Annotated in this window: 19 protein-coding genes and 1 pseudogene; 3 read left to right on the plus strand and 17 right to left on the minus strand. The window is 65.3% G+C overall.

Annotated features, from left to right (window positions below):
- Positions 1-331: 331 nt before the first annotated feature.
- Complete coding sequence (locus GGD66_RS17430) at positions 332-1,672, plus strand: epoxide hydrolase family protein (protein ID WP_183258463.1); 1,341 nt, start codon at positions 332-334, stop codon at positions 1,670-1,672.
- Between the two features lie 25 nt (positions 1,673-1,697).
- Here the strand turns inward: GGD66_RS17430 and GGD66_RS17435 are convergent, their stop codons facing one another.
- Both GGD66_RS17435 and GGD66_RS17440 read right to left on the minus strand, forming a co-directional pair.
- Entirely contained in the window at positions 1,698-2,462 is a 765-nt protein-coding gene (locus tag GGD66_RS17435; RefSeq protein ID WP_092256807.1) for an SDR family NAD(P)-dependent oxidoreductase, read from the minus strand.
- Between the two features lie 82 nt (positions 2,463-2,544).
- Complete coding sequence (locus tag GGD66_RS17440; protein WP_092256810.1) at positions 2,545-3,561, minus strand: zinc-dependent alcohol dehydrogenase family protein; 1,017 nt, start codon at positions 3,559-3,561, stop codon at positions 2,545-2,547.
- Positions 3,562-3,780: 219 nt separating this feature from the next.
- Here GGD66_RS17440 and GGD66_RS17445 point away from each other — a divergent pair.
- Positions 3,781-4,684 (plus strand): annotated as a pseudogene (locus tag GGD66_RS17445) (LysR family transcriptional regulator).
- 65 nt (positions 4,685-4,749) lie between these two features.
- Here the strand turns inward: GGD66_RS17445 and GGD66_RS17450 are convergent.
- The 15 genes from GGD66_RS17450 to hpaR form a co-directional block, all read right to left on the minus strand.
- Entirely contained in the window at positions 4,750-5,964 is a 1,215-nt protein-coding gene (locus GGD66_RS17450) for an acyl-CoA dehydrogenase family protein (protein WP_183258464.1), read from the minus strand.
- A gap of 186 nt (positions 5,965-6,150) precedes the next feature.
- Positions 6,151-7,362, minus strand: a complete 1,212-nt coding sequence (locus GGD66_RS17455; protein ID WP_018315678.1) for an ABC transporter substrate-binding protein — start codon at positions 7,360-7,362, stop codon at positions 6,151-6,153.
- 116 nt (positions 7,363-7,478) lie between these two features.
- Positions 7,479-8,054, minus strand: a complete 576-nt coding sequence (locus tag GGD66_RS17460; RefSeq protein WP_026201537.1) for an HdeD family acid-resistance protein — start codon at positions 8,052-8,054, stop codon at positions 7,479-7,481.
- A 128-nt stretch (positions 8,055-8,182) separates the two neighbouring features.
- Entirely contained in the window at positions 8,183-9,706 is a 1,524-nt protein-coding gene (locus GGD66_RS17465; protein WP_183258465.1) for an FAD-dependent oxidoreductase, read from the minus strand.
- A gap of 27 nt (positions 9,707-9,733) precedes the next feature.
- Entirely contained in the window at positions 9,734-10,360 is a 627-nt protein-coding gene (gene folE / locus GGD66_RS17470; RefSeq protein ID WP_018315675.1) for a GTP cyclohydrolase I FolE, read from the minus strand.
- 136 nt (positions 10,361-10,496) lie between these two features.
- The gene (locus GGD66_RS17475; RefSeq protein ID WP_183258466.1) at positions 10,497-11,387 is read right to left on the minus strand and encodes an alpha/beta fold hydrolase; all 891 of its coding nucleotides are present in this window, start codon (positions 11,385-11,387) and stop codon (positions 10,497-10,499) included.
- Between the two features lie 114 nt (positions 11,388-11,501).
- Positions 11,502-12,329, minus strand: a complete 828-nt coding sequence (locus tag GGD66_RS17480) for a hypothetical protein (protein WP_018315673.1) — start codon at positions 12,327-12,329, stop codon at positions 11,502-11,504.
- A gap of 214 nt (positions 12,330-12,543) precedes the next feature.
- The gene (locus GGD66_RS17485; protein WP_183258467.1) at positions 12,544-13,422 is read right to left on the minus strand and encodes a transglutaminase family protein; all 879 of its coding nucleotides are present in this window, start codon (positions 13,420-13,422) and stop codon (positions 12,544-12,546) included.
- The gene (locus GGD66_RS17490) at positions 13,419-15,941 is read right to left on the minus strand and encodes a circularly permuted type 2 ATP-grasp protein (protein WP_183258468.1); all 2,523 of its coding nucleotides are present in this window, start codon (positions 15,939-15,941) and stop codon (positions 13,419-13,421) included. The genes GGD66_RS17485 and GGD66_RS17490 overlap by 4 nt, the downstream gene beginning before the upstream one ends.
- Before the next feature lie 27 nt (positions 15,942-15,968).
- On the minus strand, positions 15,969-19,238 hold the full coding sequence (locus tag GGD66_RS17495) for a DUF2126 domain-containing protein (RefSeq protein WP_183258469.1): 3,270 nt from the start codon (positions 19,236-19,238) through the stop codon (positions 15,969-15,971).
- A 320-nt stretch (positions 19,239-19,558) separates the two neighbouring features.
- Positions 19,559-20,863 (minus strand): methyl-accepting chemotaxis protein, encoded by a 1,305-nt coding sequence (locus tag GGD66_RS17500; protein WP_183258470.1) that lies wholly within the window; start codon positions 20,861-20,863, stop codon positions 19,559-19,561.
- On the minus strand, positions 20,841-21,359 hold the full coding sequence (locus GGD66_RS17505; protein ID WP_183258471.1) for a PAS domain-containing protein: 519 nt from the start codon (positions 21,357-21,359) through the stop codon (positions 20,841-20,843). The genes GGD66_RS17500 and GGD66_RS17505 overlap by 23 nt, the downstream gene beginning before the upstream one ends.
- 230 nt (positions 21,360-21,589) lie before the next feature.
- Entirely contained in the window at positions 21,590-23,113 is a 1,524-nt protein-coding gene (locus GGD66_RS17510; protein ID WP_092256842.1) for a UxaA family hydrolase, read from the minus strand.
- A 95-nt stretch (positions 23,114-23,208) separates the two neighbouring features.
- Positions 23,209-23,985 (minus strand): HpcH/HpaI aldolase/citrate lyase family protein, encoded by a 777-nt coding sequence (locus GGD66_RS17515; protein WP_008549964.1) that lies wholly within the window; start codon positions 23,983-23,985, stop codon positions 23,209-23,211.
- 387 nt (positions 23,986-24,372) lie between these two features.
- Entirely contained in the window at positions 24,373-24,891 is a 519-nt protein-coding gene (gene hpaR, locus GGD66_RS17520) for a homoprotocatechuate degradation operon regulator HpaR (RefSeq protein ID WP_183258472.1), read from the minus strand.
- 111 nt (positions 24,892-25,002) lie between these two features.
- On the opposite strand from hpaR, the gene hpaH reads away from it, so the two are divergent.
- Entirely contained in the window at positions 25,003-25,809 is an 807-nt protein-coding gene (hpaH, locus tag GGD66_RS17525) for a 2-oxo-hept-4-ene-1,7-dioate hydratase (protein WP_183258473.1), read from the plus strand.
- The last annotated feature ends 1 nt before the right edge of the window (position 25,810 follow it).

Genomic DNA, 25,810 nt, shown 5'->3' on the forward strand with positions numbered 1-25,810 from the left:
CAGCGAAAAGGACGACTGAGGTGCGGTGGCTATTCCACTCGTTACTCATGAGGGGCCTCCACAACTAACAGAAACGTAATACGACTGGGATGGTTCCCAGCGCCGCTACCGCCGGCTGCCGCCGTTATCCCGGTCCGCCCTGCCCTTGTGAGCGGACATGGACAGCCATGCTGCACTTGTCTCGCTTCGCCACGCCGAGCGTTCGCGACAGCTCACAGCATTTAACAACGCCTAACGAGCCATTGGCGAGCTTCCAGGCCATGTTGCAGGGACAGACGAAGGACTGTCCTGCCCCGCAGGCACCGATCGCCCGAAGCCAGGAGGCCATCCCATGCCGGTATCATCCAATTCGTCATCCGATTCCGGGATCATCATTGACAAAGATCGGCGCGCGCTTCTGAGCACCGCCGTGCTTGGAATTGCAGCAGCGATTTCCGCGAGCGTGTTTCCCGCGCACAAAGCATCGGCTGCCGGCGAGAGCGCAATTCGCCCCTTCCGGATCGATGTCCCCGAGGCCGATCTCGTCGAGCTTCGACGTCGTGTGCTGGCGACACGATGGCCTGACCGCGAGACGGTTTCCGATCAGTCGCAGGGGATCCCCTTGGCGAAGCTCCAGCCGCTGATGCACTATTGGGCGACGGCGTACGACTGGCGGAAGATCGAAGCCAGGATGAACGGGCTTCCGCAATTCATCACCGCTATCGACGGGATCGACATTCATTTCATTCACGTGCGCTCCAGGCACCCCAATGCGCTCCCTGTCATCATCACCCACGGCTGGCCGGGATCGGTGTTCGAGCAGCTCAAGGTGATCGATCCGCTCACGGATCCAACGGCCCATGGCGGGCGGCCTGAAGACGCGTTCGACGTGGTGATCCCCTCGATGCCCGGCTACGGATTCTCAGGCAAGCCGCTCGATACCGGCTGGGGTCCCGAACACACGGCGCGCATCTGGGCAGAACTCATGAAGCGACTTGGTTACACCCATTACGTCGCCCAGGGCGGCGACTGGGGTTCGCCCGTCTCCAGCGCGATGGCGCGGCTGGCGCCGGCAGGCCTGCTCGGCATTCACATCAATTTGCCGGCGATCGTGCCGCCCGAGATCGCCGCGATCCTCGCCGCCGGCGGGTCTGCCCCGGCGGGCCTGTCCGAGAAGGAGCGCACAGCGTTTGACGCATTCAGCGCGGCGGCCAGGATGGGCAACCGATCGTATGCGGTGATGATGGGAACAAGGCCGCAGACGATCGGCTACGGCTTGACGGATTCTCCCGTGGGACTGGCGGCCTGGATGCTCGGTCATCCAGGCTTCTCGCATTGGAATTACGATGGCACCGACCCCGAGAAGTCCCGCGACGAGGTACTGGACGACATCACGCTCTACTGGCTGACAAACAGCGCGGTTTCATCGGCGCGACTTTACTGGGAATACAGCGGGCGCAGTCCCGCTCTCGCCGCCCCCGAGAAGACCGCGGAGATCTCGCTCCCGGTGGCCATCACCGTCTTTCCCGGCGAGAGCTATCAAGCCCCGGAGACGTGGGCCCGGCGCGCCTATCGCAACCTCACCTACTTCCATGAGGTCGACAAAGGCGGTCATTTTGCGGCCTGGGAGCAGCCCGAGCTTTTTTCCGCGGAGCTACGCGCCGCGTTCAAACCGCTTCGGCCCGCAATCTGACGCACTCGGCGGCTCGACATGTGGATCAACGCATGACGAAGCCGCCGTCCACCGAGATGGACTGGCCGGTCACATAGCTCGCAGCATCGCTGCATAGCCACAGAACCGCATTTGCGATTTCCTCGGGGCGTCCGACCCGCCCCATTGGAATGCTCTTTTCCATGGCCTTGAGCGCATCGCCTTGCCCGTCGGCCACCATCTGGTCCACCATCGGCGTCCATATCAATCCCGGGCAAATGGCATTGACGCGGATGCCACGCGTTCCATATTCGAGCGCCGCGCTCTTGGTGAACCCAAGGATACCATGCTTGGCGGCGTGATAGATCCCGCGTTCCGCACCACCGACGAGGCCGCCGAGAGACGAACAATTGACGATGGCGCCGCTGCCCTGCTTGCGCATCTGCTGCAATTCGAACTTCATGCAGCTCCATACGCCCTGCAGATTGATCCCCATGACACGTTCATAATCCTCGCGAGTGGTATCGGCTGTCTCCGCGAGCACGTTCTGGACGCCGGCGTTGTTGTAGGCGGCATCGAGCCGACCGAAAGTCTCGACCGTCCTTGAGACCATGGTTTCGACCTCGGCATCATCGGCCACATTGCAACGGATGCCGATCGCCTTGTGACCTCGAGCATTGAGTTCGTCGGCGGCAGTGCGCGCCGCATTCTCGTTCCAGTCCGCGAGTGCGACAGACGCCCCCGATTCCGCAAAAGCTTTCGCCGCCGCGAGGCCGAGACCGGAAGCTGCGCCGGTCACCAAGGCGACCTTGCCTTCGAATGAAATGTTCATGTCGATCTCCTTTTGGACTCGTCGGGCTGCCGATCGGGAGCCTGCAAAAGCCGCTCCCGACAGACATCACCCTGCTCCGCGGTCACACCGTCAGCAGCGTCTTGATCGCGCGGCGCTGGTCCATCGCCTTGTAGCCCTCGGCGACCTGATCGATCGGCAGCGTGAGATCGAACACCCTGCCCGGCTGTATGCGTCCATTGAGGACGCGGTCCATGAGATCGGGCAAGAACCGCCGCACCGGGGCAGGACCGCCCATCATGCGCCGCTGGCCGAAGAACAGGGCCTGGCCGTCGAAAGTCACACCATGGGGAACACCGACATAGCCGATACTGCCGCCGGGACGCGCGCATTCGAGGGCCTGCGACATCGCTTCCTGCGTACCGACGCATTCGAGCACCGAATCGGCGCCGACGCCCCGGGTCAGGTCCTTGACGCGCGCGATGCCTTCTGCGCCGCGTTCCATGACGATATCGGTCGCGCCGAACGCTTTGGCCAGATCCTGCCGCGTCTTGTGGCGGCTCATGGCGATGATGCGCGAGGCGCCCATCTCTTTCGCCGCAAGCACGCCCATGAGGCCGACCGCGCCGTCACCGACCACCGCGACCACGGAGCCCTGCTTCACATTCGCAGCGTCGGCCGCGTACCAGCCGGTCCCGAGCACGTCGGAGGTCGCGAGCAGATGCGGGATGAGATCGCTGCCCGGCACCTCCCTGGTCGCGACGAGCGTGCCATCCGCAAGGGGGACACGGGCGTAAGGCGCCTGCGCGCCCGACATGAACTCGCGCTTTTCGCACGACGATTGAAAGCCGAACTTGCAATGCGGGCAAGTATTGTCCGACACGCAGAACGAGCCGACGACGAACTGGCCGGGCCTGACGGTCCGCACCGCACTGCCGATCTCGACCACCACGCCGCAATATTCGTGACCCATATGCGCAGGGCCGTCATTCGGCTGCAGGCCGCGATATGGCCAGAGATCGGAGCCGCAGATGCACGTCGCCGACAGCTTGATGATGGCGTCGGTCGGGTGGACGATTTTGGGATCGTCGACGGTTTCGTAACGGACATCGCCGGGTCCGTAGAGGATTGTCGCTTTCATTGCTTTTCTCCTTCGAGTCACAAAGCCGGACTCGCCGACACACAGGCCGCGCATCGCGCCGAGGCACAAAGCTACAGCGCGAAGACCGCACTCCACGCGGCTGCGGGATGCGAAGCCCAGCCTGCGCGTTTACGACATCATCTAGGGTCCCGGGCGGCGGCCGATTAGTCGATATAATTTGCTTGCATTAATCGATACGGGCCATGAATAGTGGCGGCCATGGCAAGCCAGGATTTCAACGATTTGCTGGCTTTCGTGGCCGTCGCCCGCGAGCGCAGCTTCACGAAGGCCGCCGCGAAACTGGGCGTGGTGCAATCGACGCTCAGCCATACGATCAAGCGCCTGGAATCGCAGATGGGACTGCGGCTGCTCACGCGCACGACCCGAAGCGTCGGCCTGACCGAGGCGGGCGAGCGCCTTCAAAAATCAGTTGCGCATCGAAGAGATCGAGCGCGATATCGCCGCGCTGATGTCGCTGCGTGACAAGCCGTCGGGCACGATCCGGATCACGCTCTCGGACCATGCGCTGGACACGGTCGTCTGGCCGAAGCTGTCGCCCGTCTTGGGAAAATACCCCGACCTCAAGGTCGAGTTCAGCCTCGACACTGCCTTCCGCAACATCGTCGAAGACGGTTTCGATGCGGGCATCCGCCTCGGCGAAAGCGTCGAGAAGGACATGATCGCGGTGCGCATCGGTCCGGACTGGCGGCTCGTCGCGGTCGCCTCGCCTGCCTATCTGAAGGAGCATCCGAAACCAAGACATCCGCAAGACCTGCTGAAGCACGTCTGCATCAAGCGGCGCGCGGCCGCCGGCGGCCATTACGTGTGGGAGTTCGCCAGGAACGGTCCCGACCTGCGGGTACGCGTCGAGGGACAACTGACCTTCAACGATTCCCGGGCGATGATCGACGCCGCCATGAAGGGTTTCGGCATCGCCTATGTCCCCGAGGACATGGTGACACGGCACGTCCGTTCCGGTGAGCTCGTCATCGTGCTCGACGACTGGTCGCCGAAATTCGACGGCTACTATATCTATTATCCGACCTCGCGGCAGAACTCGGCTGCATTCAAGGTGATCGTCGACGCACTCCGCCATCACGAAGCGCGAGGAAGACGTGGCTAGTTTGCCTCGCCGCCGCGCTTGAAAATAGCGCGAAGCCGCACATCAACGAATCAAGCGCTGGTGCTCTATCCCATCACCCCGCCGCGCTTGATCAGCTCCTTGCCGACAGCGGCCAGATGCACCTGGTCCGGGCCGTCGCCGATGCGGATGAAGCGGGCGTAGACATAGGCACGCGCCAGGAACGTATCCTGCGAGACGCCGGCGGCGCCGTGGATCTGGATGGCGCGGTCGATGACGCGGGCGGCCATGCTGGGCACCACGATCTTGGCCGCGGCGATCAGGTCGCGCGCGGCCTTGTTGCCTTCGCGGTCCATCTTGTCGGCGGCTTGCAGCGTCAGGAGCCGCGCCTGCGCGATCTCGCAGAACGAGTTTGCGATGTCCTCGCGCACCGAGCCCTGCTCGGCGAGCGGCCTGCCGAAGGCCACGCGGGAGACTGATCGCTGGCACATCAATTCGAGCGCACGCTGGGCGCAGCCGATCAGCCGCATGCAATGGTGGATGCGGCCGGGGCCGAGCCGCCCCTGCGCGATCTCGAAGCCGCGGCCCTCGCCGAGCAGGATGTTCTCCACGGGCACGCGGACGTTCTCGTAGACGATCTCGGGATGGCCGCTAGGGGCGTCGTCATAGCCATAGGTCAACATGTCGCGGACGATGCGCACGCCCGGCGTGTTCCTGGGCACCAGGATCATGGATTGCTGGCGGTGGCGGTCGGGATCGTCGGGCGCGGTCTTGCCCATCACGATCAGGATCTCGCAATCCTCGTTCATCGCGCCTGAGGTGAACCACTTCCGGCCGTTGATGACGTAATCGTCCCCGTCGCGCTTGATGGCGCACTGGATGTTGGTGGCGTCGCTGGAGGCGACCTGCGGCTCGGTCATCGAGAAGCCCGAGCGGATGCGCCCCTCCAGCAACGGCTTCAGCCAGCGCTCCTGCTGTGCAGGCGTGCCGTAGTTCGCGAGCACCTCCATGTTGCCGACATCGGGCGCCGAGCAGTTGAAGATTTCGGGCGCCCAGAGGATGCGGCCCATGATCTCCTTCACCGGAGCATAGTCGAGATTGGAGAGGCCGGGGCCGTGCTCGCCGGAGAGAAACAGGTTCCAGAGCCCCTGCTCCCGCGCCAGCCGCTTCAGGTCCTGCAGCACGGCCGGCGTCTTGTAGCGTGCGGCTTCCGGCTTCACCTGCTCGTAATAGAGCTCCTCGACCGGCTCGACATGCGTCCGCATGAACTGCCGGACGCGGTCCTGAAGCTCCAGCGAACGTGAGGAGTGTTGGAAGTCCATTTTCAATCCTCCGCTCGCCGACGCTCGCGTCGGTCCCGTAGGGTGGGCAAAGCATCCGCCGTAGCTCGAAGAGCGAAGGCGGAAGCGTGCCCACGTTCCTGTTTCCGTATTGAGCAGGTCGTGGGCACGGCGCAAGTGCGCCTTTGCCCACCCTACGATTCCGAGATCGCGGAGAGAGCCCTGCCCTCACGTCCCCTTCAAGAGTTCGCTCGCGACCACCCAGTCGTTGCCGTCGAACTGCAGCATATAGCCATCCTTGATCGGGCGGAAATCCTGCGGGGTGGTGTTCAGCGTGATGCCGGGCATCAGCAGCGACAGCGGCACGCTCTTCAGGTTCGCCGCCTGCGCCATGATGTTCTCGCGCGTCAGATTGTCCTTGCACTGCTTCAGCAGCACCACCAGCGCCTCGGCGACGGTGTAGCCGTAGAGGCCGGCGACGTTGTTGACGTCGGCATTGGGCAGGCGCTTCTTCATGAAATCGATATAGGCCGTCATCGCCGGATCGTTCTTCGGCGCTTCGACGAACGGCTTGAGCGCGCCGAGCGAGAGCACGCCTTTGCCGGCCTCGAGGCCCGCAGGGACCATCACGGTCGCCTTGTTGGCGCAGCCGCTAGCGAGGAAGCGCGTCGGCTGCCAGCCGACCTCGTGGGCCTTGCGGATCGCCTGCGCGCAGGCGCGCGGCGTCACCGAATAGATCATGAAGACGTCGGCCTTGGTGTTCGCCAGGGTCAGCACCTGGGAATCGACGGTGGGATCGGCGACCTCGAAGCTCGAGGCCATCGCGATCGCCTTGTCGGCGTCAGCGCCGAGCGCCTCCTTGACGCCGCGTAGATATTCCTTGCCGGCATCGTCGTTCTGATAGAGCACGGCGAAGCGCGCATTCGGGTTCTTGGCGCGGGCATAGGCGACGTCGATCGCAGCCTCGCTGGTGTAGTTCGGCGCCCAGGGCAGCGCCATCGACCAGGGCATGTTGGCCGGATCGTTCCACTTCGAGGCCGAGCTGATCAGAAACAGCTGCGGCACCTTGTTGCTGTTGAGATATTTTGCGATCGCCGAGCTTGGCGCCGTGCCCATGGTGGCGAAGATGAAGGCGACGCCGTCACCTTCGACCAGCCGCCGCGCCGCCTCCATCGTCTTGGGCGGCGAGAACGCGTCGTCCAGCGAGATCAAATTGAGCTTGCGGCCGGCAACCCCGCCCTTCTCGTTGACCTCGTCGAAATAGGCCGCGATGACCCTGCCCGTGATGCTGAGGGGCGAAGCCGGCCCGCTATAGGGCATGGTGTTGCCGATCTTGATCTCGGTGTCGCTGACGCCGGGACCGTAGGATTTTTGCGCGGAGACGGATGTGGACAGGCAGGCGGCAGCGAGCGCTGCGGCCAGGGCCAAGGCGGCTTTCATGGTTTCTCCCCAGTGCTCATCGTCCGCGCGAGGCGGCCGCGCGGCGTGCTGCTTTTTGCCAGCGCGTCAGATCAGCGGAGTTCCGCAAGATGGTCTTGCGTCGAGTTGCTGATGGCTTAGCCGCGCCGCTTCAGGCTGAAGCCCAGGCTGATCCAGCCTGCTCCCGCCATGATCAGATCGATGCCGAGGAACAGACCGAGGATGTAGACGCTGTTCACCGGCCAGCGTGCGACGATCAGCAGGCCAAGCAGCAGCGTGATGACGGCCGACAGCGCCACCCAGACCCACGGGCTCTCGCGCTTCATGCTGAAGGCGAGAAACAGCCTGACGGCGCCCGAGGCGATCAGCGAGGCGCCGAGAAACAACGTCAGCAGGACCGCCGCGAACAGCGGATTCTCGAAGGTCAGGAAGCCCGCGATCACGTAGAGCACGCCGAGCAGGGCCCAGATCAGGAACTTGCCCCAGCTCTTCATCTGGAACGCGCCGATGATCTCGGTGACGCCCGCGACGATCATCATGGCGCCGACCACGATCACGCTCGCCACCGTCGCCATCACCATGCTGCCGAGCGCAATGAAGCCGGCGATGAGATAGACGACGCCGAGCGCGACGATCCAGCCCCATTTGGCATGCAGCGCCGCGATGCCGGAGCCGAGACTTGGGTGATGTGACGTGTCCGAAGCACTGGTCATGACGGCCACTCCTGCTTGCGTAGCCCGGGGGCACGCGCCAGAATAGCACGCACCGTGCCGGGACGACAGCCAGCAGAACACCCGTACCGGCAGTAACATTGACGCAAATCAAGATCGACTGCGGCGCATCAGCCGCGGGACCGCTCCATCTCTAGCTCGGCCTTGAGGTTGTCGAGATCGCGGTAGATCGACGCAACCGCCAGCACGCGGCCGTCCTTGCGGTACTTCAACAGGCAGTCCTTGCCTCCGATGCTGCCGTCGATCGCGATCTCGTCAAAGCTCTCGGCGTGGCCGACATAGTTGATCGGCACGTCGTAGTGTTGCGACCAGAAGAACGGCACCGCGTCGAAGCGCTCGCGCTTGCCGAGCATGTTGCGCGCCGCGGTCTGGCCCTGGCGTTCGGCAACGACCCAATGTTCGACACGGATGGTTTGCCGGGAATGCGGATCGGGCCAGCGCGCGATGTCGCCGGCCGCGAAAATGCCGGCGACACTGGTTTCGAGATATTCGCTCACGCTGACACCGCGATCCGCTGCAAGGCCGGCGTGCTCGGCCAGCGCAAGGCGCGGCTTGACGCCGATGCCGACCACGACGAGGTCGGCTTCGATGACAGCTCCGCTCTTTAGCGTGGCGCGGGTGCCGTCGAGCTTTTCGACCGTGTCCTTGAGGTGAAAGATCACGCCGTTCTCTTCATGGAGCGACCGGACGAAGTCGCCCATCTCCGAGCCGAGCACCTTCTGCATCGGCCGCTCTTCCGGCGCGACGACGTGCACCTCGATCTTGCGCGCCCGCAGGGACGCCGCGACTTCGAGGCCGATGAAACTGGCGCCGATGACCAAAGCGCGCCTGGCACTCCCCGCTGCCTTGATGATGGCGCGGCTGTCGGCGACGGAGCGCAAGGTGTGGACATGCGGCTGGTCGGCGCCCGGGATCTGCAGTTTGACCGGCTCGGCGCCGGTCGCGAGCAGCAGCCGGTCGAACGGAAGCCTGTCGCCATTGCCGAGCGTGACGTTGCGCGTCTTCGCATCTATGGCGGAGACGCCGGTGTTGAGCCTGAGATCGATGCCCGCGTCCTGATAATAGTCCTCGCCCCGCAGCGGCAGCCAATCCTCCGGTGCGCTGCCCGCGAGATAATCCTTGGAGAGGTTGGGCCGGTCGACCGGCATCGCGCCGTCATCGCTGAGCATGGTGATGGCGCCGGCAAAGCCCTCGCGCCGGAGCGTCTCGGCGGCCGCGAAGCCGGCTGCACCGCCGCCGACGATGACGAATTTCTCCGGCGTCGGCGCGTTGCGATGAGCGATCGACGGCTTCGGCGCCTCGCGCTTGCGCTGAACGATGACGTTGTCCCGATCGCGCGCGACCTCCCACACCGCCAGCGCGTTCAGCGCCGGCGGGCGGGTGGCTTCGCCGGTGCGCAAGGAGAAGCAGGCATGATGCCAGGGACAGCGGATGGTGTCGCCCACCACCAAGCCCTCGGCGAGCGGCCCGTGGTAATGGCTGCAGGCCGGCTCGATCGCAAAAATCTCGCTGCCGGCCTGCACCAGCAGGACGTCTTCCTCGCCGACATGACCGAGCAGTTTGCCATCCCTGAACGCGGTCAGCGACACGCCTTTGCTCAGGTCGGGTCCGCTCGGCTTGTTGTTCTCGGTCATGGCGCCGTCTCCTTGAGCAGCCGCGGGTCAATCGTCCGAATTGGCGAGCCCCAACAGTTCCTGGCGCGTCAGCGCATTGTCGCGGAACACGCCCAGCATGCGGCTGGTGACAAGATCGGTCCCGGGCTTGTGCGCGCCGCGCGTGGTCATGCAGTGATGCGTCGCCTTGATGATGACGCCGACGCCTTCAGGCTTGAGCACGTCGTTGATGGTATTGGCGATCTGCGCGGTCATCTTCTCCTGGATCTGGAGGCGCTTGGCGTAGATGTCCACCACGCGCGCAAGCTTGCTGATGCCGACGACACGGCCCTGCGGGATATAGGCGACCCAGGCGCGGCCGACGATCGGCGCCATGTGGTGCTCGCAATGGCTCTCGAAGCGAACGCCGCGCAGGACGATCATCTCGTCATAGCCTTCGATCTCCTCGAAGGTCTTTTGCAGGATTTCCGTCGGGTCCTGCGCATAGCCGGAAAAATACTCCTCGAAGGCACGTGCGACCCGGTCCGGCGTCTCACGCAGACCATCGCGCGCGGGATCGTCGCCGGCCCAGCGGATCATGGTGCGGATCGCCTGCTCGACCTCGAGCCTGTCAGGCCGTTCGACCGGCGCCTGCGCCACCGCGACACGTTCCAGCTTGCGCACTTGTGACTTCATCGAGATCCTCCCCTGCAACGAGCCGCATACAGAAGCGGCTCCTCAGCTTGGACGGCTGCAATCGCAAAAGGTTCCCAGGATCAGGAAAAATCGGAGGGACGGCAGACAAGCCAGCCGGCCGGACGAGAAACGAGCTTTATGAGGCCGCTTTCCGGACCTCGACCACCGCCTGCGCCCATTCGGCCGGCCGCTCCTGCGGCAAATTATGACCGGCATCGGTGAAGACACGCCGCTCGAATGGACCCTCGAACTTGCTGGCGTGATGGGCGGTGCCGGGATTGACGCCGTCGCTGTCGCCATCGATCGCAATGGTCGGGACCCGGATCGGCGGCTGGCCTGCGAGCTTCGCCTCGATCCCCGCATAGGCGGGATCGCCCGCGACCAGCGCGTAGCGGTGGCGGTAGGAGTGGATCACGACATCGACGAAGTCAGGATTGTCGAACGACACCGCGCTCTGCTCGAACGTCGTGTCGTCGAACGCCCATTTCGGCGACCACATCGCCCAGAGCTGGCGGGCAAAGCCGCGCCGGGTGCGCTCCAGCGCGCGGCGTCCGCGCTCGTTGTGAAAGAGATATTGATACCAGAGCGCGGCTTCCTCCGGCGGCGAGGCCGGCTCCATGGAACGGGCGATGTTCTGGATGTTGTAGGAATTGCCGGAGACGAGGGCGATCACGCGCTCCGGATAGAGCGCCGAGACCACGCAGGCCGCGCGCCCGCCCCAGTCGTAGCCGCCGACGACGGCGCGCTCGATACGAAGCGCGTCCATGAAGGCCAGCAGATCGGCGCCGAGCGCCGCCTGCTCGCCGGAGCGCGGCGTATCCGGGAAGCGAAACCGCGTCGGTCCGTAGCCGCGCAGCCAGGGCACCAGCACGCGCGCGCCGGCCTCGGCAATGATCGGCGCGGTCTCGGCATAGGCGTTCACGTCATAGGGAAAGCCGTGGCCCAGGATGCAGGGCCAGCCGTCAGGTGCGCCGTATTCGCGATAGGCAATGTCGAGGACGTCCGTGGTGATCGTTTTTTGTTGCATGGTTGCTTCACGGCGTTGGGGATTTCGTAGCCCGGATGGAGCGCAGCGCAATCCGGGAACGCCAGCATGCGCGAATCCCGGATGTCGCTGCGCTCCATCCGGGCTACAACAGGTCTACCGCTGCGGCCCGGACAGCGAGATGTCGCGCTCGGCGCGGAAGACGTTGCTGTAGAGATTGGCGATCCATTGCCGGCCGATCTCGGTCTTGTTGAGGTAACCGATCTCGGTCTGGATGTGCGGTGCGACGCTGTTCCAATAGAATTGTGGATAGCGGTTCACGATGTCGGCCGGTGAATCGTAGCCGAGCTGGCGATTGATGCCGACCTCCTCGAATTCGTAATAGAGCGCGTTGGCCTTGCGCAGATAATTGGGATCGCCGAGCTGGCCGATGAAATCGGCGGCGCGCAGGATCGAGGCATCGACGTCATACTCATGGCCTTCCTGGGCCGGAAAGCGCGTTCCCTCGATAGCGCGGGCGATGCGTTCAGGATCGAGACCCGGAATGTGCTGCAGCCGCCGCAAGACATAGAGCTTCGAGCGGTCGACGTGATACATCATCAAGCTGGCGTCCGACGCACCGCGCGGCAACGAGATCTTGGTGTCGGCGGCATCGATGACGAAGCCGTCGATGTCATCCTCCTCAAACAGGCCGCGGACATAGCCGATATCGTGGGCGAGGCAGGCGATCAGAACATGGACGTAGTCCTCGGCCGTCAGGTGAGTATGGAGATTTCGGCCACTGAGGATCGAATGGCCCGCCAGCGTCACCAGCATCGTATGTTCGATATTGTGGTAAAGTGCATCGCTGTTACCGATGCATTCCATCGCGGTGCGGGTTGCGCTCTCGACCATGCTTGCAGCGGTCTCGCCGTACCGACGCCGCATAAACGTACCCAGCAGCTTCTCCAGGGATTCAGCCGCCAGTCTCGGCAACGTCATCATGGATGCAGCCCCGCGTGCCGGTGGTGTCCCATGTCAGCTCCCGAAGTCTCGTTCTTGTCCTCGACGCAACGACCTACCATAGCCCATCTTGGGCCGAGTGACCAAACCCCCGGGAACGCGATTACGGAAATATGTTACCGTTGTGCTATGCAAGATCGCGGTTGCGGTGAAGGCGCGGCACGCCCGCGTGGCGAGCCCGGCCGACGAGGCGCGTTTATTCCACCATCACCACGTCCACAGCGACGCCGAGCTTCTGCTTGGGTGAGCCGACGATGATGCCGTCGACCGGCGAGACATCGGAAAAGTCGCGTCCGACCGCAAGCACGATATGGTCGTTGGCAATCAAGAGATCGTTGGTCGGGTCGAAATCGACCCAGCCAAGCTCCGCCCCGCACCACAGCGACACCCAGGCATGGGTGGCATCGGCGCCTTGCAGGCGGGCCTGGCCCGGCGGCGGAATGGTGCGTAAGTAGCCGCTGACATAGGCCGCTGGCAGACCGAGCCCGCGCAGCCCTGCGATCATCACATGGGCAAAATCCTGGCAGACGCCGTGTCGCTTGTCGAAGACCTCGTTCAGCGGCGTCGAGATCACCGTCGCCTTGGGGTCGTAGCGAAACTCGGTGCGGATGCGATGCATGAGATCGACCGCACCCTCGAGGATGCCCGCGCCCGGCGCAAAGCTCATCCCCGCATAAGCGCTGACCGGACGCAGCACCGGCACCAGCGGGCTGGCGAAGACATATCCAACCGGCGAGGACGGCCCGAGGCTGGTCGCCTCGAAGGCGATGTCGCGGATGCTCTCCCAGCTCGGGCTGTCGCCATCGCGCGCCGGCGGCCTGCGCGACACCGAGACACGCGAGCGCGAGTCGATCCGCAAATTGCGATGCGCCGCCTCGATCACGATGCTTTCGGTCAGCGTGCCAAAGAAGTCGCGCCGGACGTTGCGCTCGGCAGGGCGCGGGCGGATCTCGACCTTGTGCGAGATCAGCTCCTGGCCGCCACCGCTCCTCGGCTCCAGCCGCAGCGTGCAGCGGGCGAAGCTGACCGGATTCTCGTACTCGTAGGTGGTGACGTGACGGATGTCGTAGATCACGCCAGCCCCGTCAGCTTTTCCGGCCGGGCGGCATTGGGGCCGTGCGGGAAGTAGTGCTGACCGATCGCATCGGCGAGGCTGAGCAGGTCCTGCTCCAGCGCGAACAGTGTCTTGACCTCGAGCTTCTCGGCCTCCGCGGTCGCCAGCATCGCCTGCATCGCCACCGCAAGGCGCTGCGGCTTCTCGATCAGGCCGTGCTCCTTCAGGCTGGGCAGCGCGGCGATGTGCTCGTTCAGCGTCGTCACCTGGAACGCCACCGAGCGTGGATTGTAGCCGTCGAGCACGGCAAGATCGCGCACCGGCGCCAGGATCGGCGCCAGCAGATAGCGCGAGCGATAGGTGATCTGGCAATCCACCAGCGTCAGCAGGATGTCGAGATCCTCGTCGCCGGCCTCGTCATAGGCGAACTGGCGGGTGAAGCGCGTGGTGTTGATGGCGCGCTCGGTGCGGCGGCCGATGTCGAGAAAGCGCCAGCCGGCGGCGCGGTTCATGTTCTCCTGCGCCAGCCCCGCGAGACTGGCGAGCTCCTGCAAGGTCAGCTCGGCCGCGCTCAGCACGCCGTCGTCGCCCTCGACCTGGTAGGCCAGGCGCTCGGCCATCTCGGTGATGACCTGCCAGGCATCGGGCGACAGCCGCTCGCGCAAGGAGGTCGCCGTGCGCTGCGCCGCGCGCACCAGCGACAGCGCCGAGCCGAAACGATCCGCGCTCTGCAACGCTTCGGCGGTGATCCGCCCGGGCGCGCCGCGCGATGTCTGCGAGATCGCGCCCCAGGCCACCAGCAGGCGCTGGATGCGTTCGCCCGACTGTAGCGAAGCCGCGGTGCCCTTGTTGGGCCCGCTCGGCGAGCCAAGCGCGCGCACCAGCCGCAGCGTCGCCTCGGCGCGTTCGAGATAGCGGCCGAGCCAGAACAGATTGTCGGCGGCGCGGCTCGGCAGCACGCCGGCGATGCGGCGGATGCGGACCTTGTCGGTCGCCGGCAGCAACGTCGCGGTCGAGACCTGCTTGTCGGAGACCACCCAGACGTCGGCGGCGCGCGCACCGTCGCCCATCGACACCGCGCGCGCATCCGGCTGCTCGGCGATCCGGCAGAAACCGCCGGGCATGATGGCCCAGCCGTCGGGCGTGGCGGCTGCGAACACGCGCAGCACGAAAGGACGCGGCGTGATCTGGCCCTGCTCCCACACCGGCATGGTCGACAGCCGCACCACCTCCTGGCCGACATAATCCATGCCGCGCGCGGCGATGGCGTCGATCAGGCGCTGGCGGTCGCTCGCATCCAGCTCGCTCGCGAGCACCGGTCCCGCGCTGTCGAAACCGGGCACGCCGCGCCGGTAGGCGCCTTCGATCGCGACCTCGTCGAGCCGCGCCAGCACCTCCTCGCGCGCGCTGCGCTGGCCGCACCACCAGGTCGCGATGTGCGGCATCTTCAGCTCTTCGCCGAGCAGGCGGCGGCTGAGCGCCGGCAGGAAGCCGAGCAGCGCCCGCGCCTCCAGCACGCCCGAGCCCGGCATGTTGGCGACGACGACGCCGTCCTTGCGCAGCACGTCGATCAGGCCGGGCACACCGAGATGCGAGGAGGCATCGAGCTCGAGCGGATCGAGCGAATTGGAATCGACCCGGCGGAGCAGCACGTCGAGCCGCTTCAGCCCGGCGACCGTGCGGATGTGGATGCGGTTGTCGCTGACGGCGAGATCGTCGCCCTCGACCAAGAGGAAGCCGAGATAGCGCGCCAGCGTCGCGTGCTCGAAATAGGTCTCGCTGAAGCTGCCCGGGGTGAGCACGCCGATCCTGGGCTCGTCGCGGTCGGCACGCGCGCGCAGACTGTCGCGGAAGGCCTCGAAGAACGGCGCGACGCGCGGCACGTTCATCGACTTGTAGAGGTCGGAGAAGGCGCGCGAGAGCACCAGGCGATTCTCCAGCGCGTAGCCCGCGCCCGACGGCGCCTGGGTGCGGTCGCCGAGCACCCACCAGCGGCCGTCGGGGCCGCGGCCGACATCGGCGGCATAGATCGACAGATAGCGCCCGCCCGGCGGCGGCACGCCGCAGACGGGACGCAGATATTCGGGACTGCCGGCGATCGCGGCCGCGGGCAGCGCGCCTTCCGCAACGAGGCGGCCCTCGCCATAGATGTCGCGCAGTACCAGCTCGAGCAGCTCGGCGCGCTGGGTGATGCCGGCGCACAGCTGCTGCCAGTCGGCCTCGTCGATCAGGAGCGGCAGATGGCTGATCGACCACGGCCGGTCGGCGCTGTCGCCGGGCGCACGGTAGGTGACGCCGGCCTCGCGCAAATGACGGTCGGCCATGCCGAAGCGACGCTCGATCTCGTCGGGCGCGAGCGCCCCGAAGGCATCGAAGAATCGGCTCCAGACCGCGCGGGGGGCGCCGTCGGGCCCCAGGAACTCGTCGGGAATCCCGGGCAGGCGGCGATAGTCGCGGACCCATTGGGCAAGGCGGCGCTGGCCTTCACGCTGGCCTTGCGCCTTACCCGCCTTGTCCTGCTCGGCTGCGCCCTCGCTCATGCGCCTCTCCCTGCCCCACCATCATACTCATTGCAGGAGCGGGGTCCGCAAGTCGAGGGTCAGCGGAAACTCATTTGTGCGTTCCTCGGGCGGTGGCTGGACCGGCCCCGGCGTATGGCCGTGGTCCTGGAAGCGCGCCAGCCGCCGCGCCTCGGCCTCGTAGGTGTTGACCGGCTTGGTGTCGTAGCTGCGGCCGCCGGGATGGGCGACGTGGTAGACGCAGCCACCGAGGGAGCGGCCATTCCAGGTATCAATGAGATCAAAGGTCAGGGGCGCATGGACCGGGATGGTCGGGTGCAGGCCGGAGGCCGGCTGCCAGGCCTTGAAGCGGACGCCGGCCACGGCCTCGGCCGAGCGGCCGGTCGCGGTCATCGGCAGGCGGCGGCCGTTGCAGGTGACGATGTGGCGGCCCTCGACAAAACCCTCCGCCTTGACCTGAAGCCGCTCGACCGATGAATCGACATAGCGCACGGTGCCGCCGGCCGAGCCCTCCTCGCCCAGCACGTGCCAGGGCTCCAGCGCCTGGCGCAGCTCCAGCGTCACGCCGCCATGATGGACGCGGCCGAAAGCGGGGAAGCGGAATTCGAGCTGGGCCAGATACCATTCCGGCTCGAACGGATAGCCTGATTGCTTCAGCTCAGTGAGAACGTCGAGAAAATCCTCCCAGATGAAATGCGGCAGCATGAAGCGGTCGTGCAGCGTCGTGCCCCAGCGCACGAACTTGCCGGCCTGCGGCTCGCGCCAGAACTTTGCGATCAACGCGCGGATCAAGAGCTGCTGCGCCAGCGACATGCGCGGATCGGGCGGCATTTCGAGCGCGCGGAATTCGACGAGGCCGAGCCGGCCGGTCGAGCCCTCCGGGGAATAGAGCTTGTCGATGCAGATCTCGGCGCGGTGGGTATTGCCGGTGATGTCGACCAGCAGATGCCGGAACAGCCGGTCGACCAGCCACAGCGGCGTCTGGTAGCCCGGCGGCGGCACGTGCGAGAGCGCGATTTCGAGCTCGTAGATGCTGTCGTGGCGGGCTTCGTCGATGCGCGGCGCCTGGCTGGTCGGGCCGATGAACAGGCCGGAGAAGAAATAGGACAGCGACGGATGCCGCTGCCAGTACAAGACCAGACTCTTGAGCAGATCGGGCCGGCGCAGGAACGGCGAGTCCTGCGGCGAGGAGCCGCCGACCACGACGTGGTTGCCGCCGCCGGTGCCGGTGTGGCGGCCGTCGACCAGGAAGCGGTTGGCGCCGAGGCGAACTTTCCCGGCGTCCTCATAGAGGCCGGCGGTGATGTCGACCGCCTCGCGCCAGCTCTTCGCCGGCTGGATGTTGATCTCGATGACACCGGGATCCGGCGTCACCTTGATGACCTCGATGCGCGGATCGAACGGCGGCGGATAGCCCTCGACATGGACGGGGAGCTGCATCTCCTCGGCCGTGGCTTCGAGCGCCGCGATCAGCTCGAGATAGTCTTCGATGCGCTCGACCGGCGGCATGAAGGCGCAGAGCACGCCGTCGCGGATCTCGACCGACATCGCGGTGCGGACCGGGACCGACGTGTTGAGCTGCTCCGGCGCGATCCGCGGCGGCGACTGCGGGCGCGCCGCAAGCGTGAACACCGGGAGCTTGCCCCGCGGCTCCATCGGGTCCTGCTCGACGATGTACGGATATTGGTTCGGCGAGACGTGGCCGAGCGATCCGATCGGCAAGCGCAGGCCGAGCGGGGAATCGCCGGGCATCAGGAACAGGTGATTGCGCCGGAGAGCCCAACGCTCGCTGCGCCAGCGCGGCGGCGCGTTCCAGCGCTGCACCGGCAGCACGAAGCCGCGCGGCGTGTTGAGGCCCTCGTCGAACACCCGCGCCATCCGCGCGCGCGCTTCCGGATCGGACAATTTGGAGTCGGAGGGATCGACGTTGACGGGGAGCTCGGCTTCCTTCTGGAGCCAGTAGGCGGTGTCCTCGTAAGCCGGGATGATGTAGCCGGGATCGAGCCCGAGCCGCGCCACCGTGCCCTCCATGAAGGCCTCGGCATCCTTCGTCTCGGCGCGCCGCGGATTCCCGATCCTGGCGATGAGGTCGGCGTTCTTCCAGATCGGCACGCCGTCCTTGCGCCAGTACAGGCCAAACGCCCAGCGCGGCAGGCTCTCGCCCGGATACCATTTGCCCTGGCCGTAATGCAGAAGGCCGCCGGACGCGAAGCGCGAGCGCAGGCGGCGGATCAAATCGTCGCCCAGCGCGCGCTTGGTCGGGCCGACGGCCTCCGTATTCCACTCCGCAGCTTCGAGATCGTCGACCGAGACGAAGGTGGGCTCGCCGCCCATGGTGAGCCGCACATCCTGCGCGGCGAGATCGCCGTCGACCTGCTCGCCGAGATCGTTGAGTCGCGCCCAGGATTCGTCGGAGAACGGCTTGGTGATGCGCGGCGCCTCGCGGATGCGGCGGACGCTCATATCGAAGGCGAACTCGACCTCGGCAAAGCCGGCGCTGCCGGAAATCGGCGCAGCTGAACGATAATGCGGCGTGGCGGCGACCGGGATGTGGCCCTCGCCCGCGAGCATGCCGGAGGTCGCGTCGAAACCGATCCAGCCGGCGCCGGGCAGATAAACCTCGGCCCAGGCGTGCAGGTCGGTGAAGTCGTTCTCCACTTCCGGCGGTCCCTCGATCGGATCGATGTCGGGACGGATCTGGATGAGATAGCCGGAGACGAAACGTGCGGCGAGGCCGAGATGACGGAAGGTCTGGATCAGGAGCCAGGCCGAGTCGCGGCACGAGCCTGCGCCCGAGGCGAGCGTCTCCTCCGGCGTCTGCACGCCGGGCTCCATGCGGATGATGTAGCGGATCTTCTTCTGAAGCTCGCGATTGAGCTCAACCAGGAAGTTGACGGTGTTCGGAGCGTCCTGCGGGATCGTATCGAGATATTTCGTAAACAGGCGATCGGGCTTGATGGTCTCCAGATAAGGCGCCAGTTCGGTCTTCAGGTCGTTCGGATAGTCGAACGGAAAACTGTCGGCATAGGGTTCGACGAAGAAGTCGAACGGGTTGACCACGGTCATCTGCGCCGTGAAGTCGACCTCGATCTTCAATTCGGTCGTCTTCTCCGGGAAGACGTAGCGGGCGAGCCAGTTGCCCTGCGGATCCTGCTGCCAGTTCACGAAATGGTTGGATGGCGTGACCTTGAGCGAATAGCTCATGATCGGCGTGCGCGTATGCGGCGCCGGCCGCAGGCGGATGGTCTGCGGGCCAACATCGATCGGGCGATCGTATTTGTAGTGCGTGACGTGGTGTAATGCGACGTAGATCGACACGGGGTGCGATGCTCCAGCAGCTTTTTTGAGCAGAACACCTGAGGTGGACGCGATCAAGCACTAACAACGGGCAGAGAGTGCCTAGGTAAGGTGCGGGCCATGCGGACAGTATCGTAGGGTGGGCAAGGCGACTTGTCCGCCGTAGCTCGAAGAGCGAAGGCGGAAGCGTGCCCACGACCTGCGTTTGATTGGTGAGAATTCGTGGGCACGGCGCGCAAGTGCGCGCCTTTGCCCACCCTACGGTTCTGCCTTTGGTGATGGGTCCCGGACCGGCGCGTGCTTCAGGGCGCGCTGGGACGACAGCGGTGAGTGGCGCAGCCCTACGCCGCCGATGTCAGCCGCTGCAGGAACTGCGTCACTTCGCGCCTGAGCGTCTCGACTTCGCCGTGGACGCGTTCGGAGGCGCTGTTGACGCGGCTCGCGACGCGGCCGGTGTCGGCGGCGGCTTCGCTGATGCCTGACACGTTGGAGGACACCTGCGAGGTGCCGACTGATGCTTCCTGGACGTTGCGGGCGATCTCGCGGGTCGCGGAGCCCTGCTGCTCGATCGAGGCGGCGATGCTGGCGGTGATGCCGTCGATCTCCGCGATGGTCTGCGCGATCGCCTCGACGGCCGCGACCGAATTGGTGGTCGATTGCTGCATCTCGCCGACCTTGGCGCTGATCTCCTCGGTCGCCTTGGCGGTCTGGTTGGCGAGGCTCTTGACCTCGGAGGCCACGACGGCGAAGCCGCGGCCGGCCTCGCCTGCCCGCGCCGCCTCGATCGTGGCGTTGAGCGCCAGCAAGTTGGTCTGCTCGGCGATCTCGCTGATCAGCTTGACGACATCGCCGATCCGCAGCGCCGCATCCGCGAGGCTACGAATCTCGCTGCCGGCACGATTGGCTTCGTCGACGGCGCGGCCGGTGCTCGTGGTCGAGCCGGCCACCTGGCGGCTGATCTCTGCGATCGAGGATGCGAGCTGTTCCGCGGCGCTCGCCACCGTCGCAACGTTGCTCGAGGCCTGATCGGACGCACTGCGCATGCCGGTGGTCTGGCGGTTCGTCGTCTCCGCCGCCGCCGCCATCTGGCCGGCATCGGCTTCGAGGTCGGTCGCGGCGCTCATCAGGCTGCCCGCAACTTCGTCGAGATGCGTGCCGAACTGCTTTGCAAGGCCGGCGATCTCGACCACGCGGCGGCCGAGGCCGTCGGTGCCGGCATTGATGACGGTTGCCGAGCGGCGGAACGAGCCGGGCAATCCGCGCGCGAGGATCTTGCGGAAATACTTGCCGCGGCTGGCATAGTCCATCGATGCCGAAGCCTCGCGCACGAAGGCATCAGTGATGTCGAGCATGTCGTTGACCGACTTCTGGATGGCGCCGATCCGCCCGGCCTGGCGCTCGCTCAGGATCCGCGCTTCGAGATCGCCGCGCGCCGCCTTTCGGCAGACATCGGCGACCTCATCGACTGCCACCGCCGTGCGGTGCTGACACCAGACGGCGTAGCCGAGCAGCAGGATCGCCGCCCCGAGCGGCGCTGCGCCGACAATTCCGGTCCAGCCGAGCAACGTGACGACGAACGCGATGCTGGCGAGAAGGCACGCGACTGCGGTCGCTCCCTGCGCCTTAGAGAGAGAGCACAAATTCATCGTAACCGACACCGTTTTGCTTGAGCAGACCGACCATCATTTCGAAGCTTGCACGCATGCCGTCCTTGGCATTGGCGTGGCGCGCCTCTTCCGCGCAGAGCGCTTTGTAGATCGGCTCGATGCGCTCGACCGGCGCCGGATCGGGCCTGCGTCGATTGGAGTGATAGCCGATGATGTTGCCGTGATCGTCGAGCGTCGGGGTGACGTGGGCGAACACCCAATAATGGCTGCCATCTCCCGCGAGATTGACGACGTAGGCGAAGATTTCCTGCTTGGCCTGGAGCGTATCCCACAGCAGCTTGAAGACGCAGCGTGGCATGTCGGGATGGCGGATCAGGCTGTGGGGCGCGCCCATCAGCTGCTTCCAGGGGTATTTCGCCATGCGGAGAAAGACGTCATTGGCGTAGGTGATGCGGCCTTTGAGATCGGTCTTCGATACAATCAGCTCCTCCTCACCGAGGAGATTTTCCACCCCAGTAGGACGTATCGCTTGCATCGGTTCGATCCTCAAAAGGCCGGCCCCACCACGCTGTGGAGCGCATCATCCGCCTGTCTAGGACAACATTGTTAATCAGGTGTAAGCCGCTGATCCCCGGCGAGAGGAGCGTGCCTCCGTATCATTACGTAGCGAACGATCGGTGCATTTCGCACGACCACACGCGCTGCCCATCGCCCGCGCGTTACCCCCAATGACACGCAATTGCATCTATGCTGCGCGACGCGCGATTACATCGTCGCGCCGAGCACCCAGGGCGCGAACTCGGCGCCGCCAAAATCGAAGCTCTCGCTCTTGGTCGGCTGGCCGGAGGCGGTCTTCAGAATGAGCTCGAAGATGCGCTGGCCGCATTGCTCCACGCTCTCCTCGCCTTCGAGGATGGTGCCGCAATTGACGTCCATGTCCTCTTCCATGCGCTTGTACATGGGCGTGTTGGTGGCGAGCTTGATCGAGGGCGCCGGCTTGCAGCCGAACACGCTGCCACGTCCCGTGGTGAAGCAGACGAGATTGGCACCGCCCGCGACCTGCCCGGTTGCCGCAACAGGGTCGTAGCCGGGCGTGTCCATGAAGACGAAACCCTTCTTGGTGATGGGCTCGGCGTAACGCAGTACCTCGACGAGGTTGGTGGTGCCGGCCTTCGCCATCGCACCGAGCGATTTTTCAAGAATGGTGGTGAGGCCGCCGGCCTTGTTGCCGGGGCTCGGATTGGCGTTCATCTCGGCGCCTTCGCGCTCCGTGTATTCGTCCCACCAGCGCATCAGGTCGACCAGCTTCTCGCCGACCTCGCGGCTGACGGCGCGGCGCGTCAAGAGATGCTCGGCGCCGTAGGTCTCCGGCGTCTCCGACAGGATCACGGTGCCGCCGTGACGCACGATGAGATCGCTGGCCGCACCGAGCGCGGGATTGGCGGACACGCCGGAATAGCCGTCGGAGCCGCCGCATTGCAGGGCGACGGTGAGCTCGCTCGCCGGCACCGTCTCGCGCTTGACCTTGTTGGCGTCAGCCAGCGCTTCGCGCACGAAGGCGATGCCCGCCTCCACGGTCTTGCGGGTGCCGCCGACCTCCTGGATGTCCATCGCGCGCAGGCGTCCCGCGAGCTTCTGCTCCTCCATCAGGCCGCCGATCTGGTTCACCTCGCAACCGAGGCCGAGCACGATGACGTGGGAGAAATTGACGTGGCGCGCATAGCCGCCGAGCGTGCGGCGGAGCAGCGCCAAGGGCTCGTTCTGCGTCATGCCGCAGCCGGTCTTGTGGGTCAGCGCGACCACGCCGTCGACATTGGGGAAATCGGCCAGCGGATTGTCGCCGGTGAAGGGATTCTTCTTGAAGACGTCGGCGACGAGGCTTGCGACATGCGCGCTGCAATTCACCGAGGTGAGGATGCCGATATAGTTGCGCGTGGCGACGCGGCCGTCCGGACGGCGGATGCCTTCGAAGGTCGCCGGCAGGTCGAAATTCGGCGTCGGCTTGACGTCGGCGCAATAGGCATAGTCTTTTGAGAAGTCGCCCATGCCGATATTCTGCACGTGCACGTGCTGGCCCGGCGCGATCGGAATGGTCGCAAAGCCGATGATCTGGCCGTAGCGGATGACAGGCTCGCCCACAGCGATCGGCTTGATCGCGACCTTGTGGCCGGAGGGAATGCGCTCGACCGTGGTCACGCCGTCAGCAACGACAGTGCCGGGCGGCAGGCTGGCGCGCGCGATCAGCACGCCATCATCGGGATGCAGGCGGATGACGGGGCTGATGGTCATGGCAGGTCTCCTTTAGCGAATAGTGAGTAGCGAGTGGCGAATGGAAAAAGGGGAGCAGCACTATTCGCTACCCCCCATTCGCCATTCGCGAGGTCTTAGGCCTTCCCGCCCGAATCCTTGCGGGTCGCGTTGACCTGCATCTTGGCGTAGGTCGTCATCAGGCCGACCTCGTTCGACAGCGTGACCAGCTTGAAGCCCATGTTGATGGCGCGCGCTGCGCCTTCGGCGCCGCTGCAATGGATGCCCGGGTTGAGGCCGCGCTTGCCGCATTCCTTGATGATCTTCTCGTAGATCGCGAGGATCTCGGGCTCGCTGCGGTCGAGCTTGGGCTCGAGGCCGTAGGAGAAGCCGAGATCGGACGGTCCGATATAGACGCCGTCGATGCCTTCGACGTCGAGGATCGCTTCCATGTTCTCGACCGCGGTCTTGGTCTCCATCATCGGCAGCAGGATGGTGTCGGCATTCGCGGTCTTCTGATACGAGCCCGCGGTGCCGTACATGCCGGCGCGGATCGGGCCGTTGGAGCGCACGCCCTGCGGCGGATATTTGGAATAGGAGACCAGGTTCCTGGCTTCCTGCGGCGTGTTGACCATCGGGCAGATCACGCCATAGGCGCCGCCGTCGAGCACCTTGCCGATGATGCCGGGCTCGTTCCAGGGCACGCGGACCATCGGGGTCACGGGGTGCTTGTCCATGGCCTGGAAGCACTGCACCATCGACAGATAATCCTGCACGCCATGCTGCATGTCGACGGTGACGCTGTCGAAGCCGCATTGCGCGATCATCTCGGCCGAGAAGCCGGAGGGAATAGCGAGCCACGCGTTGACCACGGCCTTGCCCGACTTCCAGATTTCCTTGACCTTGTTCGCCACGTTGCCTTCCTTCTTTGTTGTTTGAACCTTCGTCACCATGACGAGCGCCGCGACAGCACGACCCGCTGTTAGCGCGAACCGGAGCGCCGCGCTACGCTCGCAATGACGCAACGCCTATGCGCTCGCGCGCTGGATACCGACTTCGCTGACATTGACCTCGCGGGCGGCGCCCACTATTGCCGCCTGGGGTGTCATCGGGCAAGGGATCGGGCCGCTCTGTCACGATTTTCCGCCCCGGATCGCCCGGAATCGGCGCCCCCCGATCCCCCGCATCGGCTCGGCGGCGTGCATGGGCAGTTTAGCCCCTGGCATCGACACGGCCAGCGTCGCCCACCTTCGAATCGACGTCAAACCATCGCCGACGCCCAGGTTCCGGCCATCACGTGCTCACTCCTCGGCACTTGCCTCCTCGCTTGCGCCAAGCTCTGCAAGACTCTGTTCGAGCGCACCGAGCATCTCCTGCAATTCGGCGAGCTTGCGTGCACCGAAGCGTCGCGTGATCTCGGCATAGATCGCTTCCGACGTCGGCGCCACCGAGGCCATCAGCTTCACGCCCTCTTTCGAGATCGAGACCATGCTGCGGCGCTGGTCCGCCTTCGCCGTCTTTCGTTCGATCAGATTGCGCGCCTCGAGATCGCGCAGGATGCGCGACAGGCTCGGGCCGAGCAGGAACGCCGTGCGCGCGAGTTCCGTGACCTCGACCGCTTCGATCGCCGCCAGTGCACGCAGGATGCGCCATTGCTGCTCGGTCAAGCCGTGCTCGCGCAACGAGGGACGAAACTGCCGCATCACCGCTTCGCGGGCCCGCAACAGCGACATCGGCAGAGAGCGCGAAAAATCGCGCATCGGCACCTGCCGGGCGGCAGGCGCGCTTCCGTTGGCTGGATCAGCCGGTCTCTTCACCATGATGCCCTTTTAAACCGCAAAACGTTTGCAGTGCAGCAAGCCGAAATTGTGTTTGACGCATTCACTTAACATGTTAAGTATCTCCCGGCACCCTAGTTTGTAAGATCACAAATGGCGCTTTCCAACGACGATATCCAAGCTTGCGCACGACGTCTGCATCAGGCGGAGAAGACCCGCGTGCAGATCCGGCAGCTGTCGCAGGATTTCCCCGGCATCACCATCACCGATGCCTACGCGATTCAGAAGGCCTGGGTCGACGTCAAGATCGCCGAGGGCCGCATCGTCAAGGGCCACAAGATCGGCCTGACCTCGAAGGCGATGCAGAGCGCCCTTAATATCAATGAGCCCGATTCCGGCGTGCTGCTCGACGACATGTTCTTCGCCGATGGCGGGATCATTCCGACCGAGCGCTTCATCGCGACGCGCGTCGAGGCCGAGCTCGCCTTCGTCATGAGCAAGCGGCTCGCAGGGCCGGACTGCACGCTGTTCGACGTGCTCAACGCCACCGACTTCGTGGTGCCGGCACTGGAGATCCTCGACACCCGCGTCGAACGCGTCGATCCCCAGACCAAAGCGACGCGAAAAATCTTCGACACCATCGCCGACAATGCGGCGAATGCCGGCATCGTGCTCGGCGGGCGGCCGATCCGCCCGCTCGACGCAGACCTGCGCTGGATCGGCTCGCTGTGCTTTCGAAACGGCCAGCTCGAAGAGACCGGCCTTGCCGCCGGCGTGCTCAATCATCCGGCGACCGCCGTCGCCTGGCTCGCCAACAAGATCGCGCCGCTCGGCCTTGCGCTGGAGCCTGGACAGGTCGTGCTTGCCGGCTCCTTCATCCGCCCGATCGAGACCCGCAAGGGCGACACAATTCAAGCCGATTATGGCGCCTACGGATCGGTCAGCTGCTACTTCGCTTAAG

Origin of the sequence: Bradyrhizobium sp. CIR48 (assembly GCF_014198315.1) — a bacterium.
Classification (GTDB): Bacteria; Pseudomonadota; Alphaproteobacteria; order Rhizobiales; family Xanthobacteraceae; genus Bradyrhizobium.

Bases quoted from the DNA above. Each gene is read 5' to 3' on its own strand.
- GGD66_RS17430 (WP_183258463.1), top strand. From the start codon at position 332: ATGCCGGTATCATCCAATTCGTCATCCGATTCCGGGATCATCATTGAC.
- GGD66_RS17435 (WP_092256807.1), bottom strand. From the start codon at position 2,462: ATGAACATTTCATTCGAAGGCAAGGTCGCCTTGGTGACCGGCGCAGCT.
- GGD66_RS17440 (WP_092256810.1), bottom strand. From the start codon at position 3,561: ATGAAAGCGACAATCCTCTACGGACCCGGCGATGTCCGTTACGAAACC.
- GGD66_RS17450 (WP_183258464.1), bottom strand. From the start codon at position 5,964: ATGGACTTCCAACACTCCTCACGTTCGCTGGAGCTTCAGGACCGCGTC.
- GGD66_RS17455 (WP_018315678.1), bottom strand. From the start codon at position 7,362: ATGAAAGCCGCCTTGGCCCTGGCCGCAGCGCTCGCTGCCGCCTGCCTG.
- GGD66_RS17460 (WP_026201537.1), bottom strand. From the start codon at position 8,054: ATGACCAGTGCTTCGGACACGTCACATCACCCAAGTCTCGGCTCCGGC.
- GGD66_RS17465 (WP_183258465.1), bottom strand. From the start codon at position 9,706: ATGACCGAGAACAACAAGCCGAGCGGACCCGACCTGAGCAAAGGCGTG.
- folE (WP_018315675.1), bottom strand. From the start codon at position 10,360: ATGAAGTCACAAGTGCGCAAGCTGGAACGTGTCGCGGTGGCGCAGGCG.
- GGD66_RS17475 (WP_183258466.1), bottom strand. From the start codon at position 11,387: ATGCAACAAAAAACGATCACCACGGACGTCCTCGACATTGCCTATCGC.
- GGD66_RS17480 (WP_018315673.1), bottom strand. From the start codon at position 12,329: ATGATGACGTTGCCGAGACTGGCGGCTGAATCCCTGGAGAAGCTGCTG.
- GGD66_RS17490 (WP_183258468.1), bottom strand. From the start codon at position 15,941: ATGAGCGAGGGCGCAGCCGAGCAGGACAAGGCGGGTAAGGCGCAAGGC.
- GGD66_RS17500 (WP_183258470.1), bottom strand. From the start codon at position 20,863: ATGAATTTGTGCTCTCTCTCTAAGGCGCAGGGAGCGACCGCAGTCGCG.
- GGD66_RS17505 (WP_183258471.1), bottom strand. From the start codon at position 21,359: ATGCAAGCGATACGTCCTACTGGGGTGGAAAATCTCCTCGGTGAGGAG.
- GGD66_RS17510 (WP_092256842.1), bottom strand. From the start codon at position 23,113: ATGACCATCAGCCCCGTCATCCGCCTGCATCCCGATGATGGCGTGCTG.
- hpaR (WP_183258472.1), bottom strand. From the start codon at position 24,891: ATGGTGAAGAGACCGGCTGATCCAGCCAACGGAAGCGCGCCTGCCGCC.
- hpaH (WP_183258473.1), top strand. From the start codon at position 25,003: ATGGCGCTTTCCAACGACGATATCCAAGCTTGCGCACGACGTCTGCAT.